22 protein-coding genes and 1 other annotated feature are annotated in these 25,047 nt (G+C 44.5%); of the genes, 2 read left to right on the top strand and 20 right to left on the bottom strand.

Annotated features, from left to right (window positions below):
- Positions 1-166 precede the first annotated feature (166 nt).
- Entirely contained in the window at positions 167-883 is a 717-nt protein-coding gene (treR, locus tag ACO03U_RS05665) for a trehalose operon repressor (protein ID WP_161869755.1), read from the top strand.
- 71 nt (positions 884-954) lie between these two features.
- Here the strand turns inward: treR and mprF are convergent, their stop codons facing one another.
- The 10 genes from mprF to yfmF all read right to left on the bottom strand — a co-directional run bounded on the left by mprF (position 955) and on the right by yfmF (position 14,623).
- Entirely contained in the window at positions 955-3,537 is a 2,583-nt protein-coding gene (mprF, locus tag ACO03U_RS05660; RefSeq protein ID WP_204686223.1) for a bifunctional lysylphosphatidylglycerol flippase/synthetase MprF, read from the bottom strand.
- A gap of 68 nt (positions 3,538-3,605) precedes the next feature.
- Positions 3,606-4,529: a phosphotransferase gene (locus ACO03U_RS05655; protein WP_204686225.1), complete on the bottom strand. Its 924-nt coding sequence runs from the start codon at positions 4,527-4,529 to the stop codon at positions 3,606-3,608.
- Positions 4,530-4,660: 131 nt separating this feature from the next.
- Positions 4,661-6,229: a ribonuclease Y gene (gene rny / locus ACO03U_RS05650; RefSeq protein ID WP_161869746.1), complete on the bottom strand. Its 1,569-nt coding sequence runs from the start codon at positions 6,227-6,229 to the stop codon at positions 4,661-4,663.
- Between the two features lie 644 nt (positions 6,230-6,873).
- Entirely contained in the window at positions 6,874-7,917 is a 1,044-nt protein-coding gene (gene recA, locus ACO03U_RS05645) for a recombinase RecA (RefSeq protein ID WP_161869745.1), read from the bottom strand.
- 164 nt (positions 7,918-8,081) lie between these two features.
- Positions 8,082-9,347, bottom strand: a complete 1,266-nt coding sequence (locus ACO03U_RS05640) for a competence/damage-inducible protein A (protein ID WP_204686227.1) — start codon at positions 9,345-9,347, stop codon at positions 8,082-8,084.
- A gap of 201 nt (positions 9,348-9,548) precedes the next feature.
- Positions 9,549-10,127, bottom strand: a complete 579-nt coding sequence (gene pgsA / locus ACO03U_RS05635; RefSeq protein ID WP_204686229.1) for a CDP-diacylglycerol--glycerol-3-phosphate 3-phosphatidyltransferase — start codon at positions 10,125-10,127, stop codon at positions 9,549-9,551.
- Positions 10,128-10,404: 277 nt separating this feature from the next.
- Positions 10,405-11,301, bottom strand: a complete 897-nt coding sequence (locus tag ACO03U_RS05630) for a helix-turn-helix domain-containing protein (protein WP_204686231.1) — start codon at positions 11,299-11,301, stop codon at positions 10,405-10,407.
- Between the two features lie 22 nt (positions 11,302-11,323).
- Positions 11,324-12,049: an elongation factor P 5-aminopentanone reductase gene (ymfI, locus tag ACO03U_RS05625; RefSeq protein WP_161869741.1), complete on the bottom strand. Its 726-nt coding sequence runs from the start codon at positions 12,047-12,049 to the stop codon at positions 11,324-11,326.
- Positions 12,050-12,051: 2 nt separating this feature from the next.
- Positions 12,052-13,362 carry an EF-P 5-aminopentanol modification-associated protein YfmH gene (gene yfmH / locus ACO03U_RS05620; RefSeq protein WP_204686239.1) on the bottom strand — a complete coding sequence of 437 codons (1,311 nt, stop codon included), beginning with the start codon at positions 13,360-13,362 and terminating at the stop codon, positions 12,052-12,054.
- The gene (yfmF, locus tag ACO03U_RS05615) at positions 13,355-14,623 is read right to left on the bottom strand and encodes an EF-P 5-aminopentanol modification-associated protein YfmF (protein ID WP_204686247.1); all 1,269 of its coding nucleotides are present in this window, start codon (positions 14,621-14,623) and stop codon (positions 13,355-13,357) included. The genes yfmH and yfmF overlap by 8 nt, the downstream gene beginning before the upstream one ends.
- Positions 14,624-14,901: 278 nt before the next feature.
- Between yfmF and mscL the strand changes: the two genes are divergently transcribed.
- Positions 14,902-15,381 (top strand): large conductance mechanosensitive channel protein MscL, encoded by a 480-nt coding sequence (gene mscL / locus ACO03U_RS05610; RefSeq protein WP_204686257.1) that lies wholly within the window; start codon positions 14,902-14,904, stop codon positions 15,379-15,381.
- Between the two features lie 83 nt (positions 15,382-15,464).
- Here mscL and ACO03U_RS05605 read toward each other — a convergent pair whose 3' ends face one another.
- From ACO03U_RS05605 to ACO03U_RS05560, 10 genes are all read right to left on the bottom strand, one after another.
- Positions 15,465-15,902, bottom strand: a complete 438-nt coding sequence (locus ACO03U_RS05605; RefSeq protein WP_161869384.1) for a GNAT family N-acetyltransferase — start codon at positions 15,900-15,902, stop codon at positions 15,465-15,467.
- A gap of 65 nt (positions 15,903-15,967) precedes the next feature.
- A complete protein-coding gene (locus tag ACO03U_RS05600) occupies positions 15,968-16,204 on the bottom strand; it encodes a Veg family protein (protein WP_161869385.1) in 237 nt (78 codons plus the stop codon).
- A 197-nt stretch (positions 16,205-16,401) separates the two neighbouring features.
- Positions 16,402-16,986: a sigma-70 family RNA polymerase sigma factor gene (locus tag ACO03U_RS05595; RefSeq protein ID WP_204686259.1), complete on the bottom strand. Its 585-nt coding sequence runs from the start codon at positions 16,984-16,986 to the stop codon at positions 16,402-16,404.
- A gap of 639 nt (positions 16,987-17,625) precedes the next feature.
- Positions 17,626-18,165 (bottom strand): NYN domain-containing protein, encoded by a 540-nt coding sequence (locus ACO03U_RS05590; protein WP_204686261.1) that lies wholly within the window; start codon positions 18,163-18,165, stop codon positions 17,626-17,628.
- Positions 18,162-19,052, bottom strand: coding sequence for a 23S rRNA (guanosine(2251)-2'-O)-methyltransferase RlmB (gene rlmB, locus ACO03U_RS05585; protein ID WP_161869388.1), 891 nt, complete (start codon positions 19,050-19,052; stop codon positions 18,162-18,164). The genes ACO03U_RS05590 and rlmB overlap by 4 nt, the downstream gene beginning before the upstream one ends.
- The gene (locus ACO03U_RS05580; protein ID WP_161869389.1) at positions 19,039-19,440 is read right to left on the bottom strand and encodes a Mini-ribonuclease 3; all 402 of its coding nucleotides are present in this window, start codon (positions 19,438-19,440) and stop codon (positions 19,039-19,041) included. Before ACO03U_RS05580 ends, rlmB begins: the two co-directional genes overlap by 14 nt.
- Positions 19,437-20,849 carry a cysteine--tRNA ligase gene (cysS, locus tag ACO03U_RS05575; protein WP_204686263.1) on the bottom strand — a complete coding sequence of 471 codons (1,413 nt, stop codon included), beginning with the start codon at positions 20,847-20,849 and terminating at the stop codon, positions 19,437-19,439. Before cysS ends, ACO03U_RS05580 begins: the two co-directional genes overlap by 4 nt.
- Positions 20,842-21,375, bottom strand: a complete 534-nt coding sequence (epsC, locus tag ACO03U_RS05570; protein WP_161869391.1) for a serine O-acetyltransferase EpsC — start codon at positions 21,373-21,375, stop codon at positions 20,842-20,844. The genes cysS and epsC overlap by 8 nt, the downstream gene beginning before the upstream one ends.
- A gap of 151 nt (positions 21,376-21,526) precedes the next feature.
- Positions 21,527-21,764, bottom strand: a binding site (T-box leader).
- Between the two features lie 52 nt (positions 21,765-21,816).
- Positions 21,817-23,277, bottom strand: a complete 1,461-nt coding sequence (gene gltX, locus ACO03U_RS05565) for a glutamate--tRNA ligase (protein ID WP_161869392.1) — start codon at positions 23,275-23,277, stop codon at positions 21,817-21,819.
- Between the two features lie 290 nt (positions 23,278-23,567).
- On the bottom strand, positions 23,568-24,791 hold the full coding sequence (locus tag ACO03U_RS05560; RefSeq protein WP_161869393.1) for a PIN/TRAM domain-containing protein: 1,224 nt from the start codon (positions 24,789-24,791) through the stop codon (positions 23,568-23,570).
- Between the last annotated feature and the right edge of the window lie 256 nt (positions 24,792-25,047).

Here is a 25,047-nt window from a genome sequence, read left to right as displayed (position 1 = left end):
AAGACGATTGTTTTTCTCGTCAAAAATCACTATAATAATGGGGAAATAGCACTTGTCTAGGCAACTGGTTGCAGCAGACAAGTCGTTGACATCTAAAAAGAAATTGCTGCAGCATGAGCTTTTTTTGCTGTCACTACCCCACCAACAAAAAGTGAGGATGTTTAAAATGAATAAATTTCGTGAAATCTTCTTAGACCTTGAACAAAAAATTATCAACAAAGAATACCCGCCCCAAACCTTGCTGCCTAGCGAAAATCAGCTGATCCAAATATATAATGTTTCACGGGAAACAATTCGGAAAGCGCTTAATTTGTTGAAAAACGCTGGCTATATTCAAAAAAAACAAGGCAAAGGTTCCATCGTATTGGATATGAATCGCTTTGAATTTCCCATCAGCGGCCTGACTAGTTTTAAGGAGCTGCAAAACGCACAACAAATTCACAACGAAACCAAAGTCGCGGAGTTGAAAAAAATCGCTGTCTCCACTAAGTTGCAACAAATTACTGATTGGCCAGTGGCTTCGGAAGCTTGGAAACTCGTACGGCAACGGGAAATTGATGGCGAAGTTGTCATTTTAGACCGGGATTATCTCAATGCTGGGATCATCCCTGAACTTCCCCTCCAAAAAGCCAAAGATTCTTTGTTCGCTTATTTTGAAAACGAACTAGGTCTGGAAATTTCCTATGCTCAAAAAGAAATTACCGTCGAACCCGTCAACAAGGAAATTCGTGACTTGATGACCTTAACGGCTGAAGATCAACACGTGGTGGTGGTCCGCAGTTTAGTCTATCTTGAAGATACTCGTTGTTTCCAATACAGTGAATCTATTCACCGCTTAGACAAGTTTCGTTTTGTAGATTTTGCGAGACGCCGCCGCGTGTGACTCATCAATAAAACAAGTGCCAAACAGCCTTGCTTCCCTGATTCTGGAAGTCAATGACTGTTTGGCACTTTTTATTTCATTTCCGCTTCTTCTTCTAGCGCTTCTTCCACTAGCGTCGGTCCTTTACTGCGGCCTCGACCCATCAATTGCAGTAGTTGCCCTGCTGCCAGATAAAAGCTGGATCTTTTTTCATAGGCAAAGTAACAACTATCCCAAAAACTCGCGAAAGGTTTCTTGCCTTGGTAGTTTTCTTGAAACTCGTAAAACGCATTGCCATAGTTGAAGATGACATTCATCACTCGTTCTTGGAAGAAAGAAGACGGGGCATCGCCGACGTGAGCCAAAGGAGCCATGCCCATATCCGCATAGTGGAAACCATCCTTTTGCCACTGGAGCATCATGTTTAAAACAAGGTAGTTTGCCACATCTTGATCCACGCCATCAGCCACCCGCAATAAATCATAGGAAACCCACTCTTGGTTGATGGCTTGCTGGGTGATGAAGCCGATGATTTTATTCTGTTGGTCCCGAACTACCCCGACTGGATTTGCCAAAAGATAGTCCACATCAAAACGCCCACTAGCGAAAAATTTCTCCCGCTGACCGGCTAGCCACTGATCGCTCACCCTTTTCAAATCACTAACCAATGCTACCGGCAAATGACGGTAATAGGTGAAACGAAAACCTTGAGTGGATGTTTTGCGGTAGCTATCCATTTGCGTAAAGTCTGGTAAGCCACTAGCAAAATCCACGGCCCCAGTTTCACCTATCTTGGTAAACTCAAAGCCTAAATCATGAAGCATCACGACACAAGATTCACTGATTTTATAAAAAGCCAACTGATAACCTAACAAATCCGTATCCTTCAAAAAAGCGCGGGTAGCTTTACCAAAAAAGGTGGGATCCCCGATTGGATTACCTAAAACAAAACAGCGATTGGCTTTTATCTGAAAACCAAAGACCACCTTGTCTTCGCCAGCTTCCTGATAATAATACAGCTGATAGCCTGGTAAGCGGAGACGATGGCTATTTTTATTGCCCTCATAACGAGCCAACAACGCCTCAAACCGATGGGATTCAAAGGGTACCCCTACCTTTTTTTCCGGTTGATACAAATACTGTTGCAGACCAAATAGCACCAAAAGGGATAAGCCTAAACCGATTAAGCCTGCGAACCAAACATCTTCGGACGGAAATAAGACAAAATTCCCCAAGACTTGATTATTCCACCATTGTCCTCGATGGAACCCTGCCACTGCATAAACGATCAATAAGGTGCCAAACAACAAGCTGTCGAAAATCATCGCCCCCCACGAGTAGACAAATTTTTCCCGATAAAACTCATTACGAGCCAACCAGACAGCCAGTAAAACTAAGCAATACACCACCAATAAGCGGATCGAACGGGTTCGCGAAATCGTATTAAGAATCCCAAACACCAACACCACAATCGTCGGTAGGTAAGCTTTTTTCACTTTGGCATACAACCCTCGTGCTAAGCCCAATAACAGGAAACCAACCAATAAATTCAACGTTTGATCCAGAAAATCAAAGGAAAATGGCAACAAAAACTTGAATATCTGATTGATGGCCGAAAGATTTTTCACTGTGGACAGCAATACCATCATAATTCCTGCAAAATACACCGCTACAATCACAACCATATGGGCGACTTTTTGCAGTAAGATGCGTGGTAAATTATCAAAAAAGCGGTTAAGACGGACGCTACTTTGGGTTAGAAAAATCACCAGCCCCGAAATAAAAGGCACGAGATAATAAAAGAGACGGTAATACAGCAACCAAACCACCGTCTGGTTTTGCGAGAAACCCAAACCACTCATTCCCAAAATCATCATAACATCAAAGGTTCCCATGCCCCCGGGTACCATCGTCAGCATCCCAATCAAGGTAGCAATCAAAAACATCGGATAAACATCCGTCACAGCAAATTTCAATCCCATCAACCCACCGATGGCAAGAAAAATTGCCAAGGCGCCACTCCACTGACAAAAAGAAGTGACCATCAGCTGCAAGACACCTTTCGGGAAGAGATCAGCAAACAGTTTCTTGCGTCTGAGGTAAGCTAAAACCAACAACCCCGGCGCCAAGAGACTGCCGATGGTCAACCAAATCCAATAACTGCGAAACTCTGGATGCCAGCCAAAACCAAAAATCTGTACCGCTAAAATCAGCGCCCACAGACTCAGGCCACTCACCATAAACAGGGCCACTTTGGAAACCATCGCTAAGACCTGCTTACGATCGATGCCTTTGCAGTAAAAATTGGCCCGCAGACTCGCCCCGACGATACCTCCAAAGCCGGCAAGATTGTTGATAGTATTGGTGGTCCAAGCCGCTACGAAAAAATCCCCCAGTGACATTTTAGGTTTGCCCTTTTTCTCCAAAGCTTTCACCGTCACCCAGTCGTAGCCCAACATCGGCAAGACGGCCACTAGTCCCAGCACAGCCATAATCAATAACGTACTCCGGCCTTGCTGATCCATGGTTGCTTTGACCTCAGTCCAACTCATGCCATGGGCGATATTCATCACTTGATTGGCCACAAAAATCAAAATCGAGCCAAAAAACAACAATCGCAAAAGCAAGCTATGTTTTTTAAACCACTCTGAAGCGGTATGTATCAAAGAGTTCATGAGTCTCCTCCATTATTTGCAAAAATACTTTTTCTTAAATGGTACTTGATAATCAGTGATTTGCCAAACTATAGCTGTGAACTGGTTATTATTTTCTCAGCCTTTGCTTCTGCTTGTTGAAAAATACGCTGGCTTTCTGCTGTATCTAGGTATACTTTTTCAATCTGAGGCAGATGACACAACGCCAATAAATGTTGGTAAAAAATTTCAAATGCTAAGTCTCTCCTAAACGCACAGTATGAACGCTGGCTACGAATAGCATCTGACAACCCCTCATAGAAACTATCCACTACTTGTTGTCCATCATTTTTTGAGACTGAGTATATCGCCGACCTCATACCAAATTCAGTAAAAGCCAACAATCTTCCCAAGTCCGCTACATAGGTTCCCGTACGTCCATATTCCCAGTCAATAAAAGAAACTGCTCCCGGCTGCCAAAGAATATTGATTGGTAATAAATCGTCATTAGTGAAAACTTTTGGTGAGGAATAATAATTTGATAGATAGATTTGCAGGCCTTGCATCAACACGGAATTCGGTACTATTTTATTCAATAATCGTTGGTGCATTTGAATATTCTTATCCTGTGGTAGATTTGCATTTCTCAAATAACCCGCATTAACAAGTTTTGCCAATTCTACACCAACTAGCGTAAAAGTCTCGTCGGATGCACTTCGCAAGTCCTCCCCTCTAAAATAGGACAATACTAACCAATGTACTCCTGACTCATCAACCAAATTCTTCAGTAGGCGAGGTACCGCTAAAGAGTGGTTCGCTGAATCTATCTGCTCAAGATAGTTTAATTTCTGATAGACACGTATTTCCTCAACCGTTCCTCGCTTTAAAATCAGTTGAAGATTTCTATCTTCTACCAGAAATACCTCATAAGTTTTTTCTAGTTGAGGATCAGAAAACTGTGTTATCATTACGGTTTCATCCCAACCACCCAAACGACGTAACTGCTGTAATCCTTCTGGTTTTAATTTTCTCATTTTGGCTAACCCTCCTTTTACTGTTTGATTTAAGTTTACCATAGTCATACTTGTAACCAGTTATTTCTCATTGTTTCCTAAAAAGCAAGACCCCCGAAAATTCTCTCGGGGGTCTTGCTTCATTTATTCGTTTATTTCGCATAATCCACTGCTCGGGTTTCCCGGATGACAGTGACTTTGATATGACCAGGATAGTCCAGATCGTCTTCGATCTTTTTGCGGATATCCCGAACCAAGCGAGCGGCATCCAAATCAGAAATTTCTTCTGGTTTAACCATGACCCGCACTTCCCGCCCAGCTTGAACGGCAAAGCTTGATTCCACGCCAGCAAAACTGTTGGAGATATTTTCGAGGTTTTCCAAGCGACGGATATAGTTTTCCAATGATTCGCTTCGAGCCCCAGGACGCGCAGCAGATAAAGCATCAGCTGCAGCAACTAAAACGCTGATAACCGAAGTAGCTTCTACGTCACCATGGTGAGAAGCAATGGCATTGATAACCACTGGATTTTCTTTATACTTCGCGGCAAGTTCGGCACCGATTTCCACGTGGGAGCCTTCGATTTCGTGATCGAGAGCTTTCCCGATATCGTGCAATAAGCCCGCCCGTTTTGCCAATTGAATATCTTCACCTAGTTCAGCTGCCAAAACGCCAGTAAGCTTGGCAACTTCGATGGAATGATTCAAAACATTTTGACCGTAACTTGTCCGGAAACGCAAACGACCCAAGATTTTGATCAAATCCGGATGCAAGGTATGGGCGCCCACTTCAAAGGCTGCCTGTTCCCCATATTCACGGATGCGTTCGTCCATCTCTTTACGAGATTTTTCCACCATTTCTTCAATACGCGCCGGATGAATCCGACCATCTTGAATCAGTTTTTCTAGTGTCATGCGGGCGATTTCCCGACGAATCGGATCAAAGCCTGACAAGACCACAGCTTCTGGGGTATCATCGATGATCAAATCAATCCCCGTCAAAGTTTCCAACGTGCGGATGTTACGGCCTTCACGACCGATGATGCGGCCTTTCATCTCATCATTTGGCAGTGAAACCACTGAAACAGTGTTTTCTGAAACCGAATCAGCAGCGCAGCGTTGAATCGCCAATGACAGCAAGTTTTTAGCTTTGCGGTCGGCTTCTTCTTTCGCCCGTTGTTCGGATTCCTTCACCATCAAAGTCAGCTCGTGGTTGAGCTCTTCTTCGGTGGTTTTCATAATGATGTCTTTTGCTTCATCGCGGCTAAGACCAGCCACTCGTTGCAATTCTTGTTGTTGTTCGTCAATCAGTTTTTCGACTTCTTTTTCTCGCTCGTCAATTAATTGCTGTTTTGAACTAAGTGTTCGCTCACGGCTTTCCAAGGAGTGTTCGCGCTTTTCGATGGAATCGTCTTTGCGATCCAGAAGCTGCTCTCTTTGCAGTAAGCGATTCTCTTGTGATTTGATTTCGAGCTTGCTTTCCTTCAACTCACTTTCGATTTGGGCACGATACTTCTGGTTTTCTTCCTTAGCTTCCAACAATGATTCTTTTTTCAGCGTTTCCGCGTCTTTCTGCGCAGCTTGGATGATGCCTTGCGCGGAGTTTTGCGCACCTGCCAACTCTTGTGCATGTTCTTTTTCATGCTTTTGTTTGGCAACGGTGAAGCCTACTAAAAGACCAACAATTATACCGGCGATAGCGAGGAGAATGTAAATTCCCATTAAATCCACCTCCGTACTATCCGTATTCAAATATTCTTGTAGTTTTTTGATAAACTAGGTTGCTTCTGAAAACGCCTGCGACTTGCTGATTTGAACTCTTTTATTAAAATCATCGAAACAGTCACATTTTTCGACCTCATAAGTTCTTCAACATGCTGCTCGCGGTAAAAAGATCAAAATACTTGCGCCAACGTTTTTAGCTACGCCCTAAATAACTGAAATTATCAACATGCCTACATTCGCATGCGTGCAAAGTGCACAACTTTATTCTAATGTTTGTACACTAGGCTGTCAACTTTTTAAAGGTGGAAAAGCCTTGACTAAACAGCGGTAAAATCCTGTTATTTCAGAGAGTTTGCTGAAAATGAAAAGCGCCCGTTATTCCCCAGTAAAAAGCAAGCCCCATAAACTAGCCAACAGATTGCCAACGGAATTTACCATTGACTGCTTTCAAAAAAAAAAACAAAAAAATCAGTTCTCATAGCTCTCAGTGAAGTCCTCGGATAATCAGTAGACCGATAAAAACTCACGCATCGTTCTTCTGAATTCCTCTTAAATATTATCTGACCCTCCCTTATAAGAGCCTAGAAGCTTACAAAAAACTACCGGCCACTGAAAATCAGCTAACCGGTAGTTTGTTTTGGCTATTCCACATCTAAAGGTAATTCTTCTTCAGCAACTTCTTCTACGGGAACGGCATCCCCGATATCAAAGGCTGCTCGTACCAGTTTGTTGAGTTCTTCTTTCAGCTCTGGACGTTCTTTAATATAATTCTTGGCATTGTCCCGACCTTGGCCGATACGTTCGCCATTGTATGAATACCACGCACCACTCTTATCCACGATATCTTTTTCCACCGCCATATCCAAGAGTTCGCCTTCTTGAGAAATCCCGCGACCGTACATGATATCGACTTCTGCCACTTTAAATGGTGGTGCGACTTTGTTTTTGACAACTTTAATCTTGGTACGGTTCCCGATAATATCCGTACCAGATTTTAACTGTTCCGCCCGTCGAACTTCCAAGCGAATCGTCGCATAGAATTTCAATGCGCGCCCCCCAGGAGTGGTTTCAGGATTCCCAAACATAATACCGACTTTTTCACGGATTTGGTTGATGAAGACGGCAATCGTCTTGGTTTTATTGATGGAGCCAGAAAGTTTCCGCAAAGCTTGAGACATCAAGCGAGCTTGCAGACCTACGTGGGCATCCCCCATCTCCCCATCAATTTCGGCTCGAGGGACTAAGGCCGCTACGGAGTCGATCACGACGATATCCACTGCACCACTAGAGACAAGGGCATCGGCAATTTCTAAGCCTTGTTCCCCTGTATCTGGTTGGGATAGCAACAATTCATCGATGTTGACACCAAGGTTTTGGGCATACAATGGGTCCAAGGCATGCTCGGCATCGATAAAGGCAGCGGTGCCCCCTTCTTTTTGAACGGAAGCAATCGCGTGTAAGGCTACCGTGGTTTTACCAGAACTTTCAGGTCCATAAACTTCTATGATCCGACCACGAGGGTAACCACCGACACCTAAGGCCACGTCCAATGCCAGTGAACCACTAGGAATGGTAGAAATTCGTTGATCCACCTTTTCCCCTAATTTCATTACGGCACCTTTACCATAATTCTTTTCAATTTTTTTTAACGCAGCATCTAAGGCTGCTTTACGATCGTCTGCCAAATGATGATCCTCCTTAAAATATGCTAGAAGTGAACTATCTCAAATCAGAAAGGACGAACCAGTCGCCTTCTGAGTTTAATTCATCAGTACTTTTTTATGATACCTGTTTAGAAATCAAAAGGCAAGAAAAAAGCGAACATATTTTCGCATTGTTTAATTTTCCTTTAGCTTTCCTCACTAAAATTATCCTCTGCCAATAATTCCCGCCGGAGTAAGTCTAATCCCGCCATCACAGCACTGTGACGCACATACGCTCGATCACGGGTGAAGTGGTACAAGCGGCTTTCAACACCGCTTGCCGATGCCAAAGCAATCCAAACTGTCCCAGCTGGTTGTTCCTCTAATGTTTCGGGACCAGCCACACCCGTAAAACTCAACCCATAGTCAGTTCCCAATTTTTCCCGACTAGCGACGGCCATCGCTTCAGCACATTCTCGACTGACCGTCCCATAGGTCGCCAAATAGGCCGGATCGATTCCCAATAAACTCGCTTTCGTCTCGGCACTATAAGTCACCAAGCCACCTGGAAAAACCGTCGATACGCCAGGGACATTGCCGATGGTTCCTTGAAATTCCCCGGCAGTCAGGCTCTCTGCTGCTGTGACTGTTTTGTGCTTGTCTTTCAGTAAAGCCACCACCACCTTCTCCAGGGTATTTTCTTCACCATATCCGTAAAAATACTCCCCCACCCGATCCATGATGTGGGCTTCTGTCGCATCTAACAACGCCTGGCCAGTCACTTCTGTCGCGGTCTTCACCGTCAGTCGCACCGTTACTTCATTGGGTTTCGCGTAAGGGGCGATGGTGGGATTGGTTTGTTGATCAATCAAATCCGCCAATTCCGTCACCAATTTTGACTCCCCGATACCATAAAAGCGCAAGACCCGGGAGAGTAGTTTTTCTTCATGAGGAAGTTTTTCTGCCAATAGTGCCTTAGCATGATGCAAAAACATTGGCTTTAACTCACTTGGAGGCCCCGGTAAAAGAAGATACGCCGTTTGCCCCGGTTTCTGATAAAAAATTCCCACTGCTAACCCTGTTTCATTCGGCAATGCTAGCCCCTCAGCAAAAACTAGCACCTGCCGTAGATTATTCGGTGTCATCCTTCTTTGGGCTTTTCTATAAAAGGCGTGTAACTGCTCTAAGCCGGGCTTATCCTCTACTAAGTCTTGTCCGACAAATTCGGCCACGACATCTTTGGTCAAATCATCAGTAGTCGGTCCCAACCCACCACATAACACCACCAAATCACTGCGTTTATCCGCTACCTGCAACAGTTCTAGCAAGCGCTCGCGATTATCCCCTACCACGCTATGGTGATACACTTCAAAACCCATATCCGCCAGTTCTTCTGATAAAAAAGTAGCATTGCTATTGATTACTTGCCCTAGTAAGATTTCCGTTCCCACGGCAATAATTTCAGCTTTCATTTATTTTTTCGCTCCTTATCCACGTACTGCTTCAATCTTTGAATCTGCAGCTAAAGTATAACACAGGGAACCTTTCCTAAGATTTAACAATCCCTTATTTATAATTAACAAATTAGCAGCCACTCGTTTCAGCTGGCTTTCGCCTATAAAAAAGACCGTCACATGTCAACCACGCAACGATCTTTCTCAAACTTATCAAGTTTACATTGAGCCTTTAAATACAGCTGTATTTTTCGCGAAGTAATCTACACCAGAATAAATCGTAAATACCAAGCAAGCGTACAACATGATTTGATCCAATGGCAAGCCCATCAACGCAAACGGAATATTGTTGATGAACAATAGGATAATCGCTACCATTTGGGTCGCCGTCTTGACTTTCCCTGGCCATGCAGCTGCCATAACTTCCCCGTGTTCCACTAATAATAAGCGTAACCCAGTCACTGCCAACTCCCGGCAGACGATGATTGCCACCACCCAGGCCGGTGCTTTACCAAGCTCTACCAACATGATAAAAGCCGTCATGACTAACATCTTGTCTGCCAATGGATCAGCAAATTTACCAAAGTTGGTCACTAAGCCGCGGGAACGCGCAATTTTGCCATCCAACCAGTCAGTGATACTAGCTACTGCAAAGATGATTGCCGCTACCAGATGGGTAACCGGCAGCGCCACATCCCCGGCAGTCACCACACCCCAATCCAAAGGCAATGCCAAAATCAGGATAAAGATGGGGATCATGCAAATTCTGACCACTGTCAGTTTATTAGGAAGATTCAATTTAAGATACCTCTCAATCTATTTTCTCAGTGTATAGAATCATTTGTCTGGATTCTCTGTTTTCAGATGAACTACCTGAAAACTCTTTGTTCTTCATCAACTTTTAAACTGCTTAGACGCTCGGCTGCGAAAATATCTATTTTCTCAGTGTATAGAATCATTGGTCTAGATTCTCTGTTTTCAGATGAACCACCTGAAAACTCTTTGTTTTTCATCAGCTTTTAAGCTGCTTAGACGCTTGGCTGCGAAAATACCAATTTATTTTTACAAAACTCGTCTATTGATAACTAATCTCCAAGTTGATTGTCTTGCGCAAGGCCTGCATGCCAGCTTCCGTAAAGAGCACATCATGGTCATTGGCTTTGATGGCGATATTGGCGCTAGCACCTAATACAATCGTAGCATTGGTTGTGCCTTCTGGTAAGGTGGTGCTTTGAGCTTCATTGGCTTGCAAGGTGTATTGATAGACGTAACCATCATTGACCATCACGCCCACCCAACAAGGCCCTGTCACTTGCCCTTGGAAGTCCAAGCGCAAAGGTGCTTTGGCATCACTAATTTTGATATTTGCCACCGCTTGGGTATTATTAACCATTGTCACAGCCATTTCTTTTTCTTCAGGGGCACTAGAAGATTCTTTTGTACTTTCTTCTGTCTTAGAAGAGCTGGCCTTCGTTTCAGAACTGCTGGACTCTTTGGGTTTGTCCACCACCACAGAAGACGAACCCGGATCGACTAATAGGGGCTCGGAATTGCGGTCTTGGATAGTTTGCCAAGCCACAACGATAATAATAGCTAATGCGATTAAGCTGAAAAAAATCACCGGTAATAAACGAACCCAGCTGTTTTTTGGTTTTTCTTCCACATGCAATGCTTTGCGCGAGCCTCGTACCGTTTCAGGCCGTGGCCGTGGTGGCGGTGGCGGCGTCAATTCTTCCTTACCTTCCAGTACCCGTACTAGGCGATCGCCGTCTTGCCCCACTGCTTGAGCGTATTGGCGGATAAAAGCTCGTACATAAAACGTCCCTGGTAAGGCGTCAAAATCGCCGTTTTCGATAGCCTCCAGATAACGCCGCTGGATCTTGGTGATCTGCTGCAGTTCATCTAGAGAGAGGTTTTTGTTCAAACGGGCTTGCCGTAGTCGTTGCCCGATAGTGGTTGCTTCATTGGCCACGTAGTCATCTTCTCCAGTCTTATTATAACAGCCAGCCGCCGGTCACTGGGATGGTGACCCCCGTCGTATACTGGGCCTCCTCAGAGCATAAATAGGCCACAGCTGCTGCAATCTCGTTAGTCGTCGCTAGTCGTGCTAGCGGGATTTCCTCTGTCAAGGTTGTCATTTCGCTATCGGTGAAATCCTCATTCATAGCAGTCGCTACCGCTCCAGGTGCAACACAGTTCACCGTGATTCCCAAAGTGGCGACTTCCTTGGCATAGGCCTTGGCGAAGCTTTGCTGAGCGCCCTTAACACCGCTATAAACAGTTTCCATCGCGCTGCCGGATAAGCCATACACCGAACCGATAAACACTACCCGCCCATGACCAGACTGTCGTAATTTACTTTCCAGTCCCGCCAATAACAACAGTGGCGTCTCCATGTGTATCTGCCATAGGTTTGCCATCTCTTGTCGGCTATGCTGCGATAACAGGGCATATTTCGTAAACCCAGCCGCAAAAATCACTCCGTCTACTTGGAACAAACCCTCTAGAAATGGCGCTATTTCCCGATAGTCTAACATGTCTAAGCATACCACAAAAAAATCTTGGTGAGGATAGGTTTCCCGTAGTTCACTAACAATTTTTAAGACTTTTCTTTCATTCCTGTAACAATGACAATACAAGGACCAACCATCACGAGCCAACCGGCGACAAATAGCCCCTCCGATATCACCGGAAGCTCCCATTACAAGGGCTGTTTTCATGGCTAATTGGCACCTTCTTCTGGATAAAGGTAATAGACGCCACTAGCTTCAGCATGTAACAAAGTTTCCCCAGCAGCCAAGACATCTTGTAACGTAATTGTTGGAATAATTTCTGGTACATCAAAAATCGTCAAATCGCCATATTGGCTCTGAGTGAACTGATTTGCGATGTATTCTAAGGAGTTCAAGGATTGGAAATATTTTCCTAGCATTTTCTTCTTCAACAATTCCAAATTGGTTTCGTTGACCTCGGGATCTTTGGCAAAATTAAACAAGATTTCTTTTAGCGCCTCAATCATTGCTTCTGGTTGATCACTATCCCCATAAAGTCCTACAAAATGAAACCCACGATCCAAGGTATATTCATAACCAAAGGAATCGTCAATCAAGCCTTCGTTGTACAGGCGCAAATAATTTCCACTAGTATTGCCTAACAACAGCGCCAACAATAAGTTGGCCGCATAACGAAAACGCACCAACTCCCGCGAATCTACGGGTAAATCGGCCAGTCTTCCCCGAATTCCTAACGCCCCTTTCCCGCGACTTAGCGGCAAGGTCCGGCTAGCTTCAGATCGGATTTGACTCAAGGACTCCTCAGGAAAGATTCGCTGGATTTTCCCTGCTTCCACCGCTGGAAAATCTTTACCGGCTTGGTTTTCCCGGATCCAAGCCATAGTTTCTTCTGGATCGATATTGCCCACCACCAACAATTTCATATTGCTAGGGTGGTAGAACGTGTTGTAACACAAGTACAAGTCATCAGCAGTAATTTGATCAATGGTTGCTACCGTCCCCAAGATATCCACCGCTAAGGGATGCTCTGGGTACAAACTTTCTAATAGTCCCGAAAATTGCACAAAATAAGGATCATCTTGATACATACCGATTTCTTGACCAATGATGCCCTTTTCTTTATTGACACTTTCTGGGGTGAAATAAGGCTCTTGTACAAAATCCAACAAGGTTTCCAAATTTAAGCGGATATTTTCCGTAGCTGAAAACAAATAGCTCGTCTTAGTAAAACTGGTGAAGGCATTAGCACTTGCCCCTTGTTTCCCAAAAACTTGGAAGATATCGCCAGCTTCTTTTTCAAACATTTTGTGTTCCAAAAAATGGGCAATGCCATCTGGTACACGGACGGCTTCCGTTTTGCCAAGAGGCACAAACTGATTGTCGATACTGCCGTAGTCCGTGGAAAATAGCCCATAGGTTTTGTGGAAGCCCGCTTTTGGTAATAGGTACACAGTCAACCCATTCGGCAACACTTCCGTATACAAGGTTTCGTTAATTTGGCGATAGTCGATTTTACGCATTGGCTCCCTCTCCTTCCAAGAAATAGATGGCTTGTAGCTGAATTGATTGGGCCACCTTCTGCACTTGGGCCACTGTCACTTCATCGATACAGCGCAAAAAGGTCTCGTCATCCATGACAGATTCCGGTAACCAATTGTCTAGATAGTCTGCTTCAATCAACGCTTGCGGACTATCCAAAGACAACAGATAGGAATTTTTCAACATCGCCTTGGTCTGTTCCAACTCCTCATCAGTGATTTGACCTTTTTGCAGAGTAATTAACTGTTCGCTGATCAAATGCAGAACTTTCTCGCGGTTTGTGGCATCGATCCCCGTTTGAACATTGACAAAGCCACGGAAACTATCGTAGCTAGAGGAAGCATAATAAGCCATGCTTTCCTTTTCTCGGACGTTCATAAATAGTCGTGAATGGGGAAAGCCGCCAAATAACCCGTTGAAAACCATCAAAGCAAAGCGATTGAGTTGGCCATAGTAGATCTCGCTGCGATAACCCAAATTAAGTTTGGATTGGGTAAGGGGTTCTTGTTCTTGCTTTTCCTCGACATAATTGATGGCGGGTTGCTTGAAGAAGATTTCTGGATGCACCCGCTCCCCTTTTGGAAACGGCAATGGAGCAAACAAAGCCAGCATCTCGTCTTCGGTCACATCGCCCACAACAAATATATCTACTTGATCTTCTCGCACCATCTTTTCATAAGTCGTCACCAAATCAGCAGCAGTCAAGGCCGATACCGTCGCCAATGTTCCAAAACTTGGTACTTGTTGATCAGCGTCTTCTTTAAAAAACAGCTGTTGCAACTGTAAAGAAGCGTAGGCTTGTTTGTCTTCAGCAAAACTCTTGATATAAGACAACATATTTTCTTTTTCTACTTGAAAAATTGCCTCATCAAATTGGCCATTGCTGATATTAGGAGCAAACAAGACTTCCCGCAAAAAGGCTACCCCTTGAGCCAAAAGGGCATCATCGCCTACGTACTTGCCATTGACTAGCGTCAACGTCGCATTGACTTGGTGTAAATTGCCTTTTTTGGCCATCCCCACACCAAAACTAGCCCCATAAAGTTCCGCTAATCGACTAGAAAGAGCGGTTTGCGTCGGGTAATTTTGACTATTGGTTTCCAAAAGAGAGGTCAGTAACGTCCGGGCCCCCGCATTGTCTTTAGTATGTCGCGCCGAAAAACGGATCATAAAGCGGACGGTTTTAAATTTTTCAGTAGGGAGTACATGTAAAAAAACTCCCGGTTGGATTTCCTGGGTCATAGGTATTGCCCCTTTCATTTATTTAAAGGAGGATTCAAGTTGAAAAAGCCATTTTACTGGTGGTTTTTTTCAATACATTTTCACTAAATTATAGCACAACCCCCTGACTCAACCCATTGAAAGCCATCCACAACTAGTCGTATCATTTTTCATATTTCCACTTCTTCGTTATACTGAAAACGAAATGCCTAATCGGCTTTCGTTGACTGCATCGGATTTGGTTCATCTCGATCTCGCAGCCGGTTGGCGAAACCATAAAAAATCAAGGAGGAAGGAAAATGATCAAAGAATTTAAAGAGTTTATCATGCGAGGGAGCGTCTTAGACTTGGCGGTTGGTGTCGTGATTGGTTCAGCTTTTACCGCCATCGTCACTAAAGTCGTTGATGGTTTAATTACACCATTGATTGGATTGCTCGTCTCTTTATTCTTCAAAACCAAAAATTTGGATGACGCCATGAATATTCTCGACGTGAAATACCGTGGCAATACCTTTGCGTTTGGCGCTGTGATTAGTGCGATTATTACATTTTTGATTACCGCTTTTGTTTTATTCTTAATCGTCAAAACGGCCAATAAAGCCAAAGCGATGGCTGCTCGTAAAAATGGTGTGGAAGAAGAGGAAGAAGCGGAAATCGTGACGACTGAAGCCCTCTTGTCTGATATCCGCGACCTGTTGGAAGCCCAAGTCGCTGCCCAAAAACCAGCGGAAACAGCTGTGAAGGTTGAAGCAAAAGATCCAGAAAAACCAGAAGCTTAACCCCGAATAAGCTTGCAACTAATAAAAAATGACAGTCGGACGGATTTTCCGGCTGTCATTTTTTTATTTATCAATCGCGGCTTTCACGATTCTCGACGCATTTCAATATGGGGGATACCATCTTCCAAATAAACGTCCGAAGTCGGTTGAAAACCAAAATTGCCATAAAAATTTTGGAGATGGGCTTGGGCGCTGATAACCACGGGTGCTTGCGGAAAATGTTCTTGTGCCACTGCTAACAGTTCTTCCAACAAATGATTACCAAGATGTTGCCCTCGATAAGCTTCATTCACCAAAACTCGACCCAGATGACTGCTGCTTTGGTTGCCATACACACGACCGTAAGCTGCGATTTCACCAGTTTCCGCCGTCAGCCAGACGTGCCAAGCCTCCTTATCTATTTCGTCGATTTCTTGATAGGGACAGTTTTGCTCTACCACAAAGACGGCCACCCGTAGCTTTGCAATCGCGAAAAATTCTGCTGTAGTTAACTCATTGAAGTGTTTTCTCTGACCGTTCATCTTACTCTCCTTTACATAGAAAAAGAGCTCAACCACGATGGTTAAGCCCCTAATTCTATTTGTTACTAACCCAGAAATTCGATTTCCACAGTGCGGGTCAACACGTCAGAATAACTATAGGAGACTCGCTCGAAGGAATTTTCTTCGGGATCTAAATCCACCACAAACACAGATGGATAGGTCTCTGTCAACACGCCTTTGCGTTCTGTTTGACGCTTGCGGCCTGTCTGAGCTACTAACATGATTTCGCTACCGATACGGCATTCCAAGTCTTTCTTGATTGACGCTAAAGTTGTTGGCATCGCGTTCACCTCAGAAGCCATTATACCATATACAAGTAAAAAATTCAAGTTTATCATAACGAAAAGCCGCTGACAATCACTGTTTACCATTTTTTCGAAAATACTGCAAAACTTCCCACGAAAGGGACAATTCTCCACCAGACAGGAGTATGTAATGGTAGCTACTCCGCCAAAAAAGATAACGTTTTCAATAACTTTTATTGCGAATGAAAGCAGTTAAAAAATTTTCGTCGTGCACGTTCCAACGCGTCGTTGGTCCGCTTTGTTGACGTATCTAGATTCCTGGCTGTCACCTTAGCATTCGTCCCTAAAACAAAATCGGCAAAGCAACATTCCTCTAAAGGAGATAAACTATCGGAAAAAGCCGCCAAACTCTCTTCCGCCACCAATTGATCATCGGCAGCTGGCGCCCACTGTCGATAAGACGTATAACGAATCGCATCCGGGCCCTCGTCTTCGATCATCGCTTCCCAAGAAATGGCTCCCACCATTCCTTTACGCTTCAAGGCTGCTTGTTTTCGCAGATGACTTTTGATACGATTTTCAAAATTTCGCTTAAAATAAATACCGATACTGGCACCCACTTTAGGATTGTAGCGTTGGAGGCTCTCATAAAAACAGATCAAGCCTTCTTGCAGCCAATCATCTCCATCAAAATCCTTCAAAAAATACATCCCCTGCAAACGGAAAACGATTGGACGATACATATAAAACAACTCTTCTAATGAATCTTCACAGCCCTTTTTAGCTTCTAGTACCAAATACCTTACCCGTTCCTTCATTTTCTTTCCCCCTAACCTTTTCTAGTAGAAAAAGCGTAACATATTGCCAAAAGGGATTTTCTCATAAAACATCTATTATTTTGCACCAATCAGCCGGTCTAAATAAAGCGCTGCCAATAGTGTCAGAGATTAAGAAAACCTATTTTTTAAGTGGTCTAGCTAAAAAATTTACATAAAAAAGGCTTCATTTAGTCCTCCAAGTTGAATAGTACTATCCATGAGATACAAACAAACCGGGTGCCCTTGCTTCCGAAGAAGGCCACCCGGTTTATCAATATTCGATGAATTCGTGCTATGACTTGCGTCTAACGTTTTTTTCTTGAAGAGATAGCGGGTATGCTATGAAAAGGCGACCTTTAGCTAAGTCGCATCGAGGTGACAGTAGCCCATAAGATGGCTTAGAGTGTGAAGCGTAGACCACCGTCTCTAAGCTTGAATTCGCAAAGTCAACTAAAGGTGCCTCTGCCCATAGAATTCATCTAAACAGACACCATTAAGATGAGCTAGTCAAGCCAAACTCGCTTTTATTTAGCTTTGGCCGATCTAGCTACCATCACGCCAATTGCTCGGCGCCGCTGCCTTTTTTTAAACTAAAAATAACAGATTGTCCGTGCGTTGATTCCATTTCTTTTACCGACACTACTTGCTGTTGTCTCGCTTAGAGGATAGTTCGGCCAATTTCTGTCCCAATTCAGCTAGCTGATCAGCCGTCCACGGCGAGTTGCGGCGAAAGTCGGCAAACTTCAAATCCTCTTGATGGCCGGCAATCTGCTTTTCCGTTTTTTCAATCGTCTTATACAATTCCCGGGCGGAAGTCCGCAAAGCCCCCTGGGAGAAAATCACCCATTGTTCCGCCAAATCGCTAGTCGCCACCGTTACTTGCGTCAGGCGGGTATTCAGTTCACCAGCGACTCGCTCGATGTAGCTATCGGCGGTTTCCCCTTCTTCCGTAAAGACGACTTCCAGCTGATATTTGGTGAAACGAGTGGTAATTCCCGGTACAAACTGAGCATCAAAAACCACGATAATTTCCGTGCCTTCATACTTTGCGAAATTGGACAAGCGATTTAATAACGCGTCTCGGGCATCTTCCATCTTGTCTTGTTTTTTTAATAGCACCAGCTCTGGCCAGGCACCAATCATATTGTAGCCATCGACAATCAACAGCTGTTTTTTCATGAGGGGGCACCACCGTTTGTGCTTCGTTGATTGAAAGCTTCGTAGATCAAAAGTCCCGCAGCCACACTGGCATTGAGGCTTTGCACATGGCCAATCATGGGAATCGTCAACATTTCATCCACTTCTTTGGCAAGACCAGCACTCATGCCCCGGCCTTCATTACCGATGATTAAGGCGATTTTCCCACGAGCATTCCATTTGGTATAGTTTGTGCCCAACATATCGGTGCCAAAAATCCAAAAACCGGCTGCTTTTAGTTCCTTGATGCCCTGGCTTAAATTGGTCACCCGCGCCACTGGAACGTGCTCCACCGCACCCGTCGACGTCTTCACAACGATGGGCGTAATACCAACCGCTCGATGTTTGGGAATGATCACACCATCCACTCCAGCGGCATCGGCAGTTCGTAAAATCGAACCAAAATTATGCGGATCTTCCAAATTATCTAAAATCAAAAAGAAAGGTTCTGGATTTGTCGTTTTTTCCAATAGTTCTGGCAAAGACAAATACTCATAGGGGGTGATAGCTAAAACCATCCCTTGGTGGACGCCGTTGTCACTCATGGTATCCAATTTTTGTTTAGGTACCCACTTTACTGGTACGCTTTGCTCTTGGGCGCTTTGTTTTAATTCATCGATTTTCGCCCCACGAGCATCTTCTAAGATAAATAATTTGTTACCGCGTCCTTGTTTCAAGGCTTCCATCACTGCATGATGCCCGAAAACAAAATTCTCATTTTCAGGAGTCGATACTTGGTCAGAGCTTGCTGGGTGGTTCACTTTTTTTGGTGAACGTTCTCGGTTTGGGCCCTTTTCCAACCATTTTGATTTGCCTTGATTATTGCCGCGGAGATTTTTGTTATTTTGTCGCCGTTTATTTTCCTTCATTGCTTTCACCTACTTTCGCGATACACCACGCCACTAGCTCGTCTAGGCGGTCTTGTTGCTTGGTGAGATGGAGATAGCCCATCAAAGCTTCAAAACCGGTAGCCACCCGATAGGTAGTCACATCGGCATTTTTAGCACTGGTATGACTTTTAGCATTGCGTCCTCGCCGATAAAATAATTTTTCGTCTTCTGTCAATAAATCTGTAGCCAGCATGGCTTCCATCAGCATGGCTTGGGCCTTAGCGGAAACATAATGGGTGGCCATCTTATGGAGGGTATTGGGGCGGGTTTGCCCATTTTCCACTAGGTAGTCACGAATGTACACTTCATAGACGGCATCTCCTACATAGGCTAATGCCAGTCCGTTTAACTGGGTATAATCTCTCATGCGTCTCTTCTCCAACGGGTCCCTTGAGCAGTATCCTCCAAGATAATCCCTTCTGCCTTTAACTGGTCACGAATTTCATCACTACGAGCAAAGTTTTTATCTTTTCGCGCTTGGTTTCGTTCGGCGATCAAGGCATCGATTTCTTCATCCAACAATTCTTCAGCAGCAAATACGATACCGAAGACTTGCAACCAAGCCGCAAATTTGGTCAAAGCCACTTCCAATACTGCCGTTGAAACAGTTGGGGCCTCACTGTAAGTATTCAACCATTTGGCTAATTCATAGACGACAGTGATACCATTCGCCGCATTGAAGTCATCGTCCATCTCAGTGACAAAAGCTGTTTCCAACTCCGCTAAAGCTGCCAAGTGAGCCTCATCTTCCGGCAAGGTCGCGACTGCTTGCCCCAACCGAAACTCCGCATTTTCTTTTGCAGTCTTCAAGCGTTGCAAATTATTGGCTGCATCTTGTAAGGTTTGTTCACTATAGCGAATCGGCCGCCGATACTGGGTAGTCGCCATAAAGAAACGCAACACTTGTGGATCCACCGCAGCCACCATTTCATGGACGGTGACAAAATTACCCAAGGATTTACTCATTTTTTCATCGTCTTCTCCGATAGTCACGTAACCGTTGTGCATCCAATAATTAGCAAATTTCTTCCCCGTTTTCGCTTCGCTTTGGGCGATTTCATTTTCATGATGGGGAAATTCCAAATCTTGCCCTCCCCCATGAATATCGATGGTATCTCCCAACAGTTTCGTCGCCATCACCGAGCACTCAATATGCCAGCCGGGACGTCCTTGACCCCATGGCGCATTCCAAAAAATTTCTCCCGGTTTTGCGGATTTCCAAAGAGCAAAATCCAGCGGGTCTTCCTTGATAGCTTGTTCTTGCCCCGTGCGCTGGCTGGCACCAACTTCCAACTCATCGATGGACTGATCCGACAGTTGACCGTATGCTGCAAACTTACGGGTACGATAATAAACATCCCCCGCCACCGGATAAGCATACCCTTTGTCAATCAAGACTTGGATAAATTCGATGATGTCTTCAATATGATCCATCACTCGCGGGTTAGCCGTTGCTGGTAAAACATTCAAAGCTTGCGTATCTTCTTGAAAAGCAGCGATAAAACGGTCGGCCACTTCTGGTGCCGTCTGCTGTAACTCTTTGGCCACTCGAATAATCTTATCATCCACATCGGTAAAATTGGAAACATAATCCACCTGATAGCCCCGGTATTCAAAATACCGGCGAATCGTATCAAAGGCGATGGCGCTTCTAGCATTGCCGATGTGGATGTAATTGTAAACAGTTGGTCCGCAGACATACATCTTGACCCGACCAGCTTCTAAAGGTTTAAATTCTTCTTTTTCACGAGTCAACGTGTTATGAATTTTAATCATTTTTTACTCTCACTCCATTCAATCTCACCACGCGGGCAGGAGCTCCTACCGCTGTGGCATTGTCAGGTATATCCTGTAAAACAATTGAGCCAGCCCCGATTTTACTGTTACGACCAATGGTAATCGGCCCTAAAATTTGCGAATGCGCCGCCACCATTGCTCCTTTTAAAACAGTGGGATGACGCTTTCCTTGGTCTTTGCCAGTGCCTCCTAAGGTCACTCCGTGGAACAAAACCACATCTTCCTCCACTACCGCCGTCTCCCCAATCACGACACCCATGCCATGATCAATAAAGACACCTGAGGCAATCTGGGCCCCTGGATGTATCTCGATCCCTGTCAAGAAACGCCAAAACTGCGCGTTTAGTTTCGCCAATAAAAATAGTTGATGACGATACAAAAAATGTGACCAACGATGCCAAAATAAGGCATGAAATCCCGGATACGTCAAAACGATTTCCAACGTACTCCGAGCAGCCGGATCATTGGCCTTAGTGGTCTGAATCGCTCGTTTAATCCACCCCATGCATACTCCCCCCCTTGTTAGTGCGCACTTCTTAACTAATTCACACAGCGTCAACGGTATTCAATCTGCCTTCCCCAAATAAGCGGCCTATTTTATCATACCAAGTCTATAAAAAACACGCGGAGTTGCCTTTGCAATAGGTTTCCCTACTCCAAAAGACGCCCCCGCGTGGTCCCACTTTTGTTCACAACAAGGCTGCCCCCTTCCCTAAAAGAAGGAAAATCACAAAAACTTGCTGTCTTAAAATGGGTAACGGTCGTTGCCGTAGCCGGTTTTGACCGACTCCACTCCCAGATGCATTTCCCATCCTTCGTTTGACTGCCTCTCAGCTAAGAGCAATCTCTCTGTAAAACTGGTTAGATGGTACTTCGTCTGTTCAACGTGTTTATGATTGTTAGCGAAAAACGTGCCAGCTAGTCTATTTATTGCTTCAACCCCAAATTAGGCTAACGCTTTGTCCAATTTTTCAATGGTTGCTTCCAGACCCATGATGGCGATGGTATTTGGTAAATCTGGTCCATGCATTTGGCCCGAAGTCGCAATCCGGATTGGCATGTAAAGGTTTTTACCTTTAATCCCTTTTTCTTTTTGAACAGCTTTGATAGCCGCCATGATATTTTCTGGTGTGAACTCAGTCAAGGCTTGCAATTGTTCTTTGAAGGCTTGCAAGACAACCGGTGTCGTTTCTTGTGCCATGATGGCTTTGCCTTCTTCAGTTGGTTCGTCGTGTTCGCCGAAGAACAAGCCCGAAAGTTCCACGATTTCAGCTGCAAAACTCATTTGTGGTTGATACAACGCCACCACTTTTTTCACCCAAGCTTTTTTGTCTTCGGAAGGATTGGCTTCCACGCGACCTGCTTTTTCCAAAAATGGCAAGCACATGTCAGTCAATGTATCCAAGTCCATTTCTTTGATGTAGTGGTTGTTCACCCATGCCAATTTCTTCGCATCAAAGGCCGCAGGAGATTTACTCAAACGTTTAGGATCAAACATTTCCACCAATTCTTTTTGGGAGAAGATTTCATCTTCCCCGACTGGTGACCAACCTAAAAGCGCAATAAAGTTAAACATCGCTTCTGGCAAGTAGCCTAGTTCCCGGTATTGTTCGATAAATTGCAAGATGGACTCATCCCGCTTGGACAACTTCTTACCAGTTTCTGAGTTGATGATCAACGTCATATGGCCAAATTGTGGTGGGGTCCAGCCGAATGCTTCATAGATCATCATTTGTTTTGGTGTGTTGGCGATATGATCGTCACCCCGCAAGACATGAGTGATTTTCATCATGTGATCATCTACGGCTACTGCAAAGTTGTAAGTTGGCATGCCATCACGTTTTTGGATGACAAAATCGCCACCGACATTATCTGATTCAAAGTGGATATCCCCTTTAACCATGTCAGTAAAGGCGTATTCGGTATTTTTTGGTACGCGGAAACGAATCACTGGTTCTAAGCCAGCTGCTTCTTTAGCGGCTTGTTCAGAAGGTGTCAGGTGGGCACATTTGCCACCGTAATGAGGCATTTCACCACGAGCCCGTTGTTCTTCTCGCTCAGCTTCCAATTCTTCTTCCGTACAGTAACACTTGTAAGCCCGATTTGATACCAACAGTTGGTCGATTAATGGTTGGTAAATATCTCGACGTTCTGATTGGCGGTAGGGACCATATGCCCCTGGATTTTCGGGAGATTCATCCCAGTCCATCCCCAGCCAAGCCAAGTTTTCGAGCTGTGATTTTTCCCCATCAGCAATATTTCGCTTCAAGTCAGTATCTTCAATCCGAATAATAAAATCACCGCCATTGTGACGGGCGAATAAATAGTTGAACAATGCTGTCCGGGCATTGCCAATATGCAAATGGCCAGTTGGACTTGGTGCATAACGTACACGAATTTTACTCATCTTATCTCTTCCTTTTGGTTGGAATTTAGGTTGCCTATTCTTTGTAATTTTACATTCAAAAGCTTCATTAGTAAAGTAAATGACGGGGCAAGTTCATTGATTGCCATGATAAGCAAGGCTTTTTTTCAGAAAAAGACGAGCTCGCTTTCAAATAATTCGTCGCATAATCGCCACGCTGGCAAATACCTACTGAATGAGCGTCGCCTTTTATCGCTAAAAAGTGGAAATCGTCTCAAAAAGACTCGTCACCTCCCACATGACTGAGGTAACGAGTCTGATATCAAGTATCCTTAACGATTGTTGCGGTTGTGTCGATTGTTTTTCCCACTCCCATTACTATTTCCAGTAGCTGAATGGCTGCCTTGTTGGTTGTCATAATTGCTGTTGACTGCTTCATTTTTATTATCAATGCCTCGACTAGAATGAGCAGGTTTGGCGAAGATCATGCGTCCCGCTGCCGTTTGTAAAGCACTGGTGACAACAACAGTCAGGCGTTCATTCATATAGTGTTGGCCATCTTCCACCACCACCATTGTCCCATCGTCTAAGTAGGCCACCCCTTGTTGCCGTTCAGTCCCAGCTTTTACCACCAGCACATCCATATTTTCACCAGGAATGACTACCGGTTTGACCGCATTGGCTAGTTCATTGATGTTTAACACCGGCACGTTTTGAAATTCGGCGACTTTATTTAAGTTGTAGTCGTTAGTGACCACCGTCCCATCCAAGAGCTTCGCCAATTTCAAAAGCTTGCTATCGACTTCTTGGATTTCTTCAAAATCCCCATCATACATTTCAACTGAGATGCCGGATTCTTTTTGTAAAGCATTTAAAATATCTAAGCCTCGACGCCCCCGCACCCGTTTCAAGCTATCACCGGAATCGGCGATATATTGCAGTTCGTAAAGGACGAAGTTAGGAATCAAGATCGTCCCTTCAATAAAGCCAGTTTTGGCAATATCATAGATGCGCCCATCGATGATTACGCTAGTATCCAAAATCTTATATTTGCGAAAATGATCGTCGGCCTTACGCTCCAACATCTCTTGTTGGGCTTCAGCAGCTTCTTCGGCTTTTTTCTTGTTGGAAGTAAAAATCTTTTTCCATTCTTCAATCCTTGTTGTGGAAATTTGAAAGCCTAGATAACCTAGCAAAATCATGATGAGAAAAGGAGCGACACCTTTAGCAAAAGGAATATCCCAATTGTAAAAAGGTAAGGAGATAATCACCCCGATCAGCAAGCCGATAATCGTCCCAATCGCTCCAAAGAGTAAATAGGTCAGACTGAGCTCACTTAATTTTTTTTCGATATACTTCAGGGCAGAGGAAATGTGATTCACCAGGAATAATGATAATAAAAAGAAAATAAGTGCTCCAAGAATAAGATTGGTGAAAACATTATTGAGCCATTGGTTTTGCCCTTGATTGATTGCTTCCCAAGCAACCGGCATAAAGGAAACCCCAAGACTCGCCCCCGCCACCACAAGTAAAGTAGTGATGACGCGTTTTTGCATAACTGTTCCTCTCTTTCATATAGTGTGCTAAGAGGCGGTGATCAGAAGGTGAGGGATAAGACGGGAGGGACAGCGTGACGCTTTTTGTCACACTGGCACTCACGGATTATCACCGAACCTTCTCCGCCTCGAAGCCATCCTAGTATAGTGTGCTGAGAGGCGGTGGTCAGAAGGTGAGTGATAAGACGGGAGGGACAGCGTGACGCTTTTTGTCACACTGGCACTCACGGATTATCACCGAACCTTCTCCGCCTCG

Origin of the sequence: Enterococcus diestrammenae (assembly GCF_049384045.1) — a bacterium.
Classification (GTDB): Bacteria; Bacillota; Bacilli; order Lactobacillales; family Enterococcaceae; genus Enterococcus_C; species Enterococcus_C diestrammenae.
Note: the sequence above shows the minus strand (reverse complement) of the source record. Positions and strands in the feature narration are given on the sequence as shown.

Excerpts from the sequence above, each read along its gene's own strand:
- treR (WP_161869755.1), top strand. The coding sequence starts at position 167 with ATGAATAAATTTCGTGAAATCTTCTTAGACCTTGAACAAAAAATTATC.
- mprF (WP_204686223.1), bottom strand. The coding sequence starts at position 3,537 with ATGAACTCTTTGATACATACCGCTTCAGAGTGGTTTAAAAAACATAGC.
- ACO03U_RS05655 (WP_204686225.1), bottom strand. The coding sequence starts at position 4,529 with ATGAGAAAATTAAAACCAGAAGGATTACAGCAGTTACGTCGTTTGGGT.
- rny (WP_161869746.1), bottom strand. The coding sequence starts at position 6,229 with ATGGGAATTTACATTCTCCTCGCTATCGCCGGTATAATTGTTGGTCTT.
- ACO03U_RS05640 (WP_204686227.1), bottom strand. The coding sequence starts at position 9,347 with ATGAAAGCTGAAATTATTGCCGTGGGAACGGAAATCTTACTAGGGCAA.
- ymfI (WP_161869741.1), bottom strand. The coding sequence starts at position 12,049 with ATGAAAACAGCCCTTGTAATGGGAGCTTCCGGTGATATCGGAGGGGCT.
- yfmH (WP_204686239.1), bottom strand. The coding sequence starts at position 13,362 with ATGCGTAAAATCGACTATCGCCAAATTAACGAAACCTTGTATACGGAA.
- yfmF (WP_204686247.1), bottom strand. The coding sequence starts at position 14,623 with ATGACCCAGGAAATCCAACCGGGAGTTTTTTTACATGTACTCCCTACT.
- mscL (WP_204686257.1), top strand. The coding sequence starts at position 14,902 with ATGATCAAAGAATTTAAAGAGTTTATCATGCGAGGGAGCGTCTTAGAC.
- ACO03U_RS05605 (WP_161869384.1), bottom strand. The coding sequence starts at position 15,902 with ATGAACGGTCAGAGAAAACACTTCAATGAGTTAACTACAGCAGAATTT.
- ACO03U_RS05600 (WP_161869385.1), bottom strand. The coding sequence starts at position 16,204 with ATGCCAACAACTTTAGCGTCAATCAAGAAAGACTTGGAATGCCGTATC.
- ACO03U_RS05595 (WP_204686259.1), bottom strand. The coding sequence starts at position 16,986 with ATGAAGGAACGGGTAAGGTATTTGGTACTAGAAGCTAAAAAGGGCTGT.
- ACO03U_RS05590 (WP_204686261.1), bottom strand. The coding sequence starts at position 18,165 with ATGAAAAAACAGCTGTTGATTGTCGATGGCTACAATATGATTGGTGCC.
- rlmB (WP_161869388.1), bottom strand. The coding sequence starts at position 19,052 with ATGAAGGAAAATAAACGGCGACAAAATAACAAAAATCTCCGCGGCAAT.
- ACO03U_RS05580 (WP_161869389.1), bottom strand. The coding sequence starts at position 19,440 with ATGAGAGATTATACCCAGTTAAACGGACTGGCATTAGCCTATGTAGGA.
- cysS (WP_204686263.1), bottom strand. The coding sequence starts at position 20,849 with ATGATTAAAATTCATAACACGTTGACTCGTGAAAAAGAAGAATTTAAA.
- epsC (WP_161869391.1), bottom strand. The coding sequence starts at position 21,375 with ATGGGGTGGATTAAACGAGCGATTCAGACCACTAAGGCCAATGATCCG.
- gltX (WP_161869392.1), bottom strand. The coding sequence starts at position 23,277 with ATGAGTAAAATTCGTGTACGTTATGCACCAAGTCCAACTGGCCATTTG.
- ACO03U_RS05560 (WP_161869393.1), bottom strand. The coding sequence starts at position 24,791 with ATGCAAAAACGCGTCATCACTACTTTACTTGTGGTGGCGGGGGCGAGT.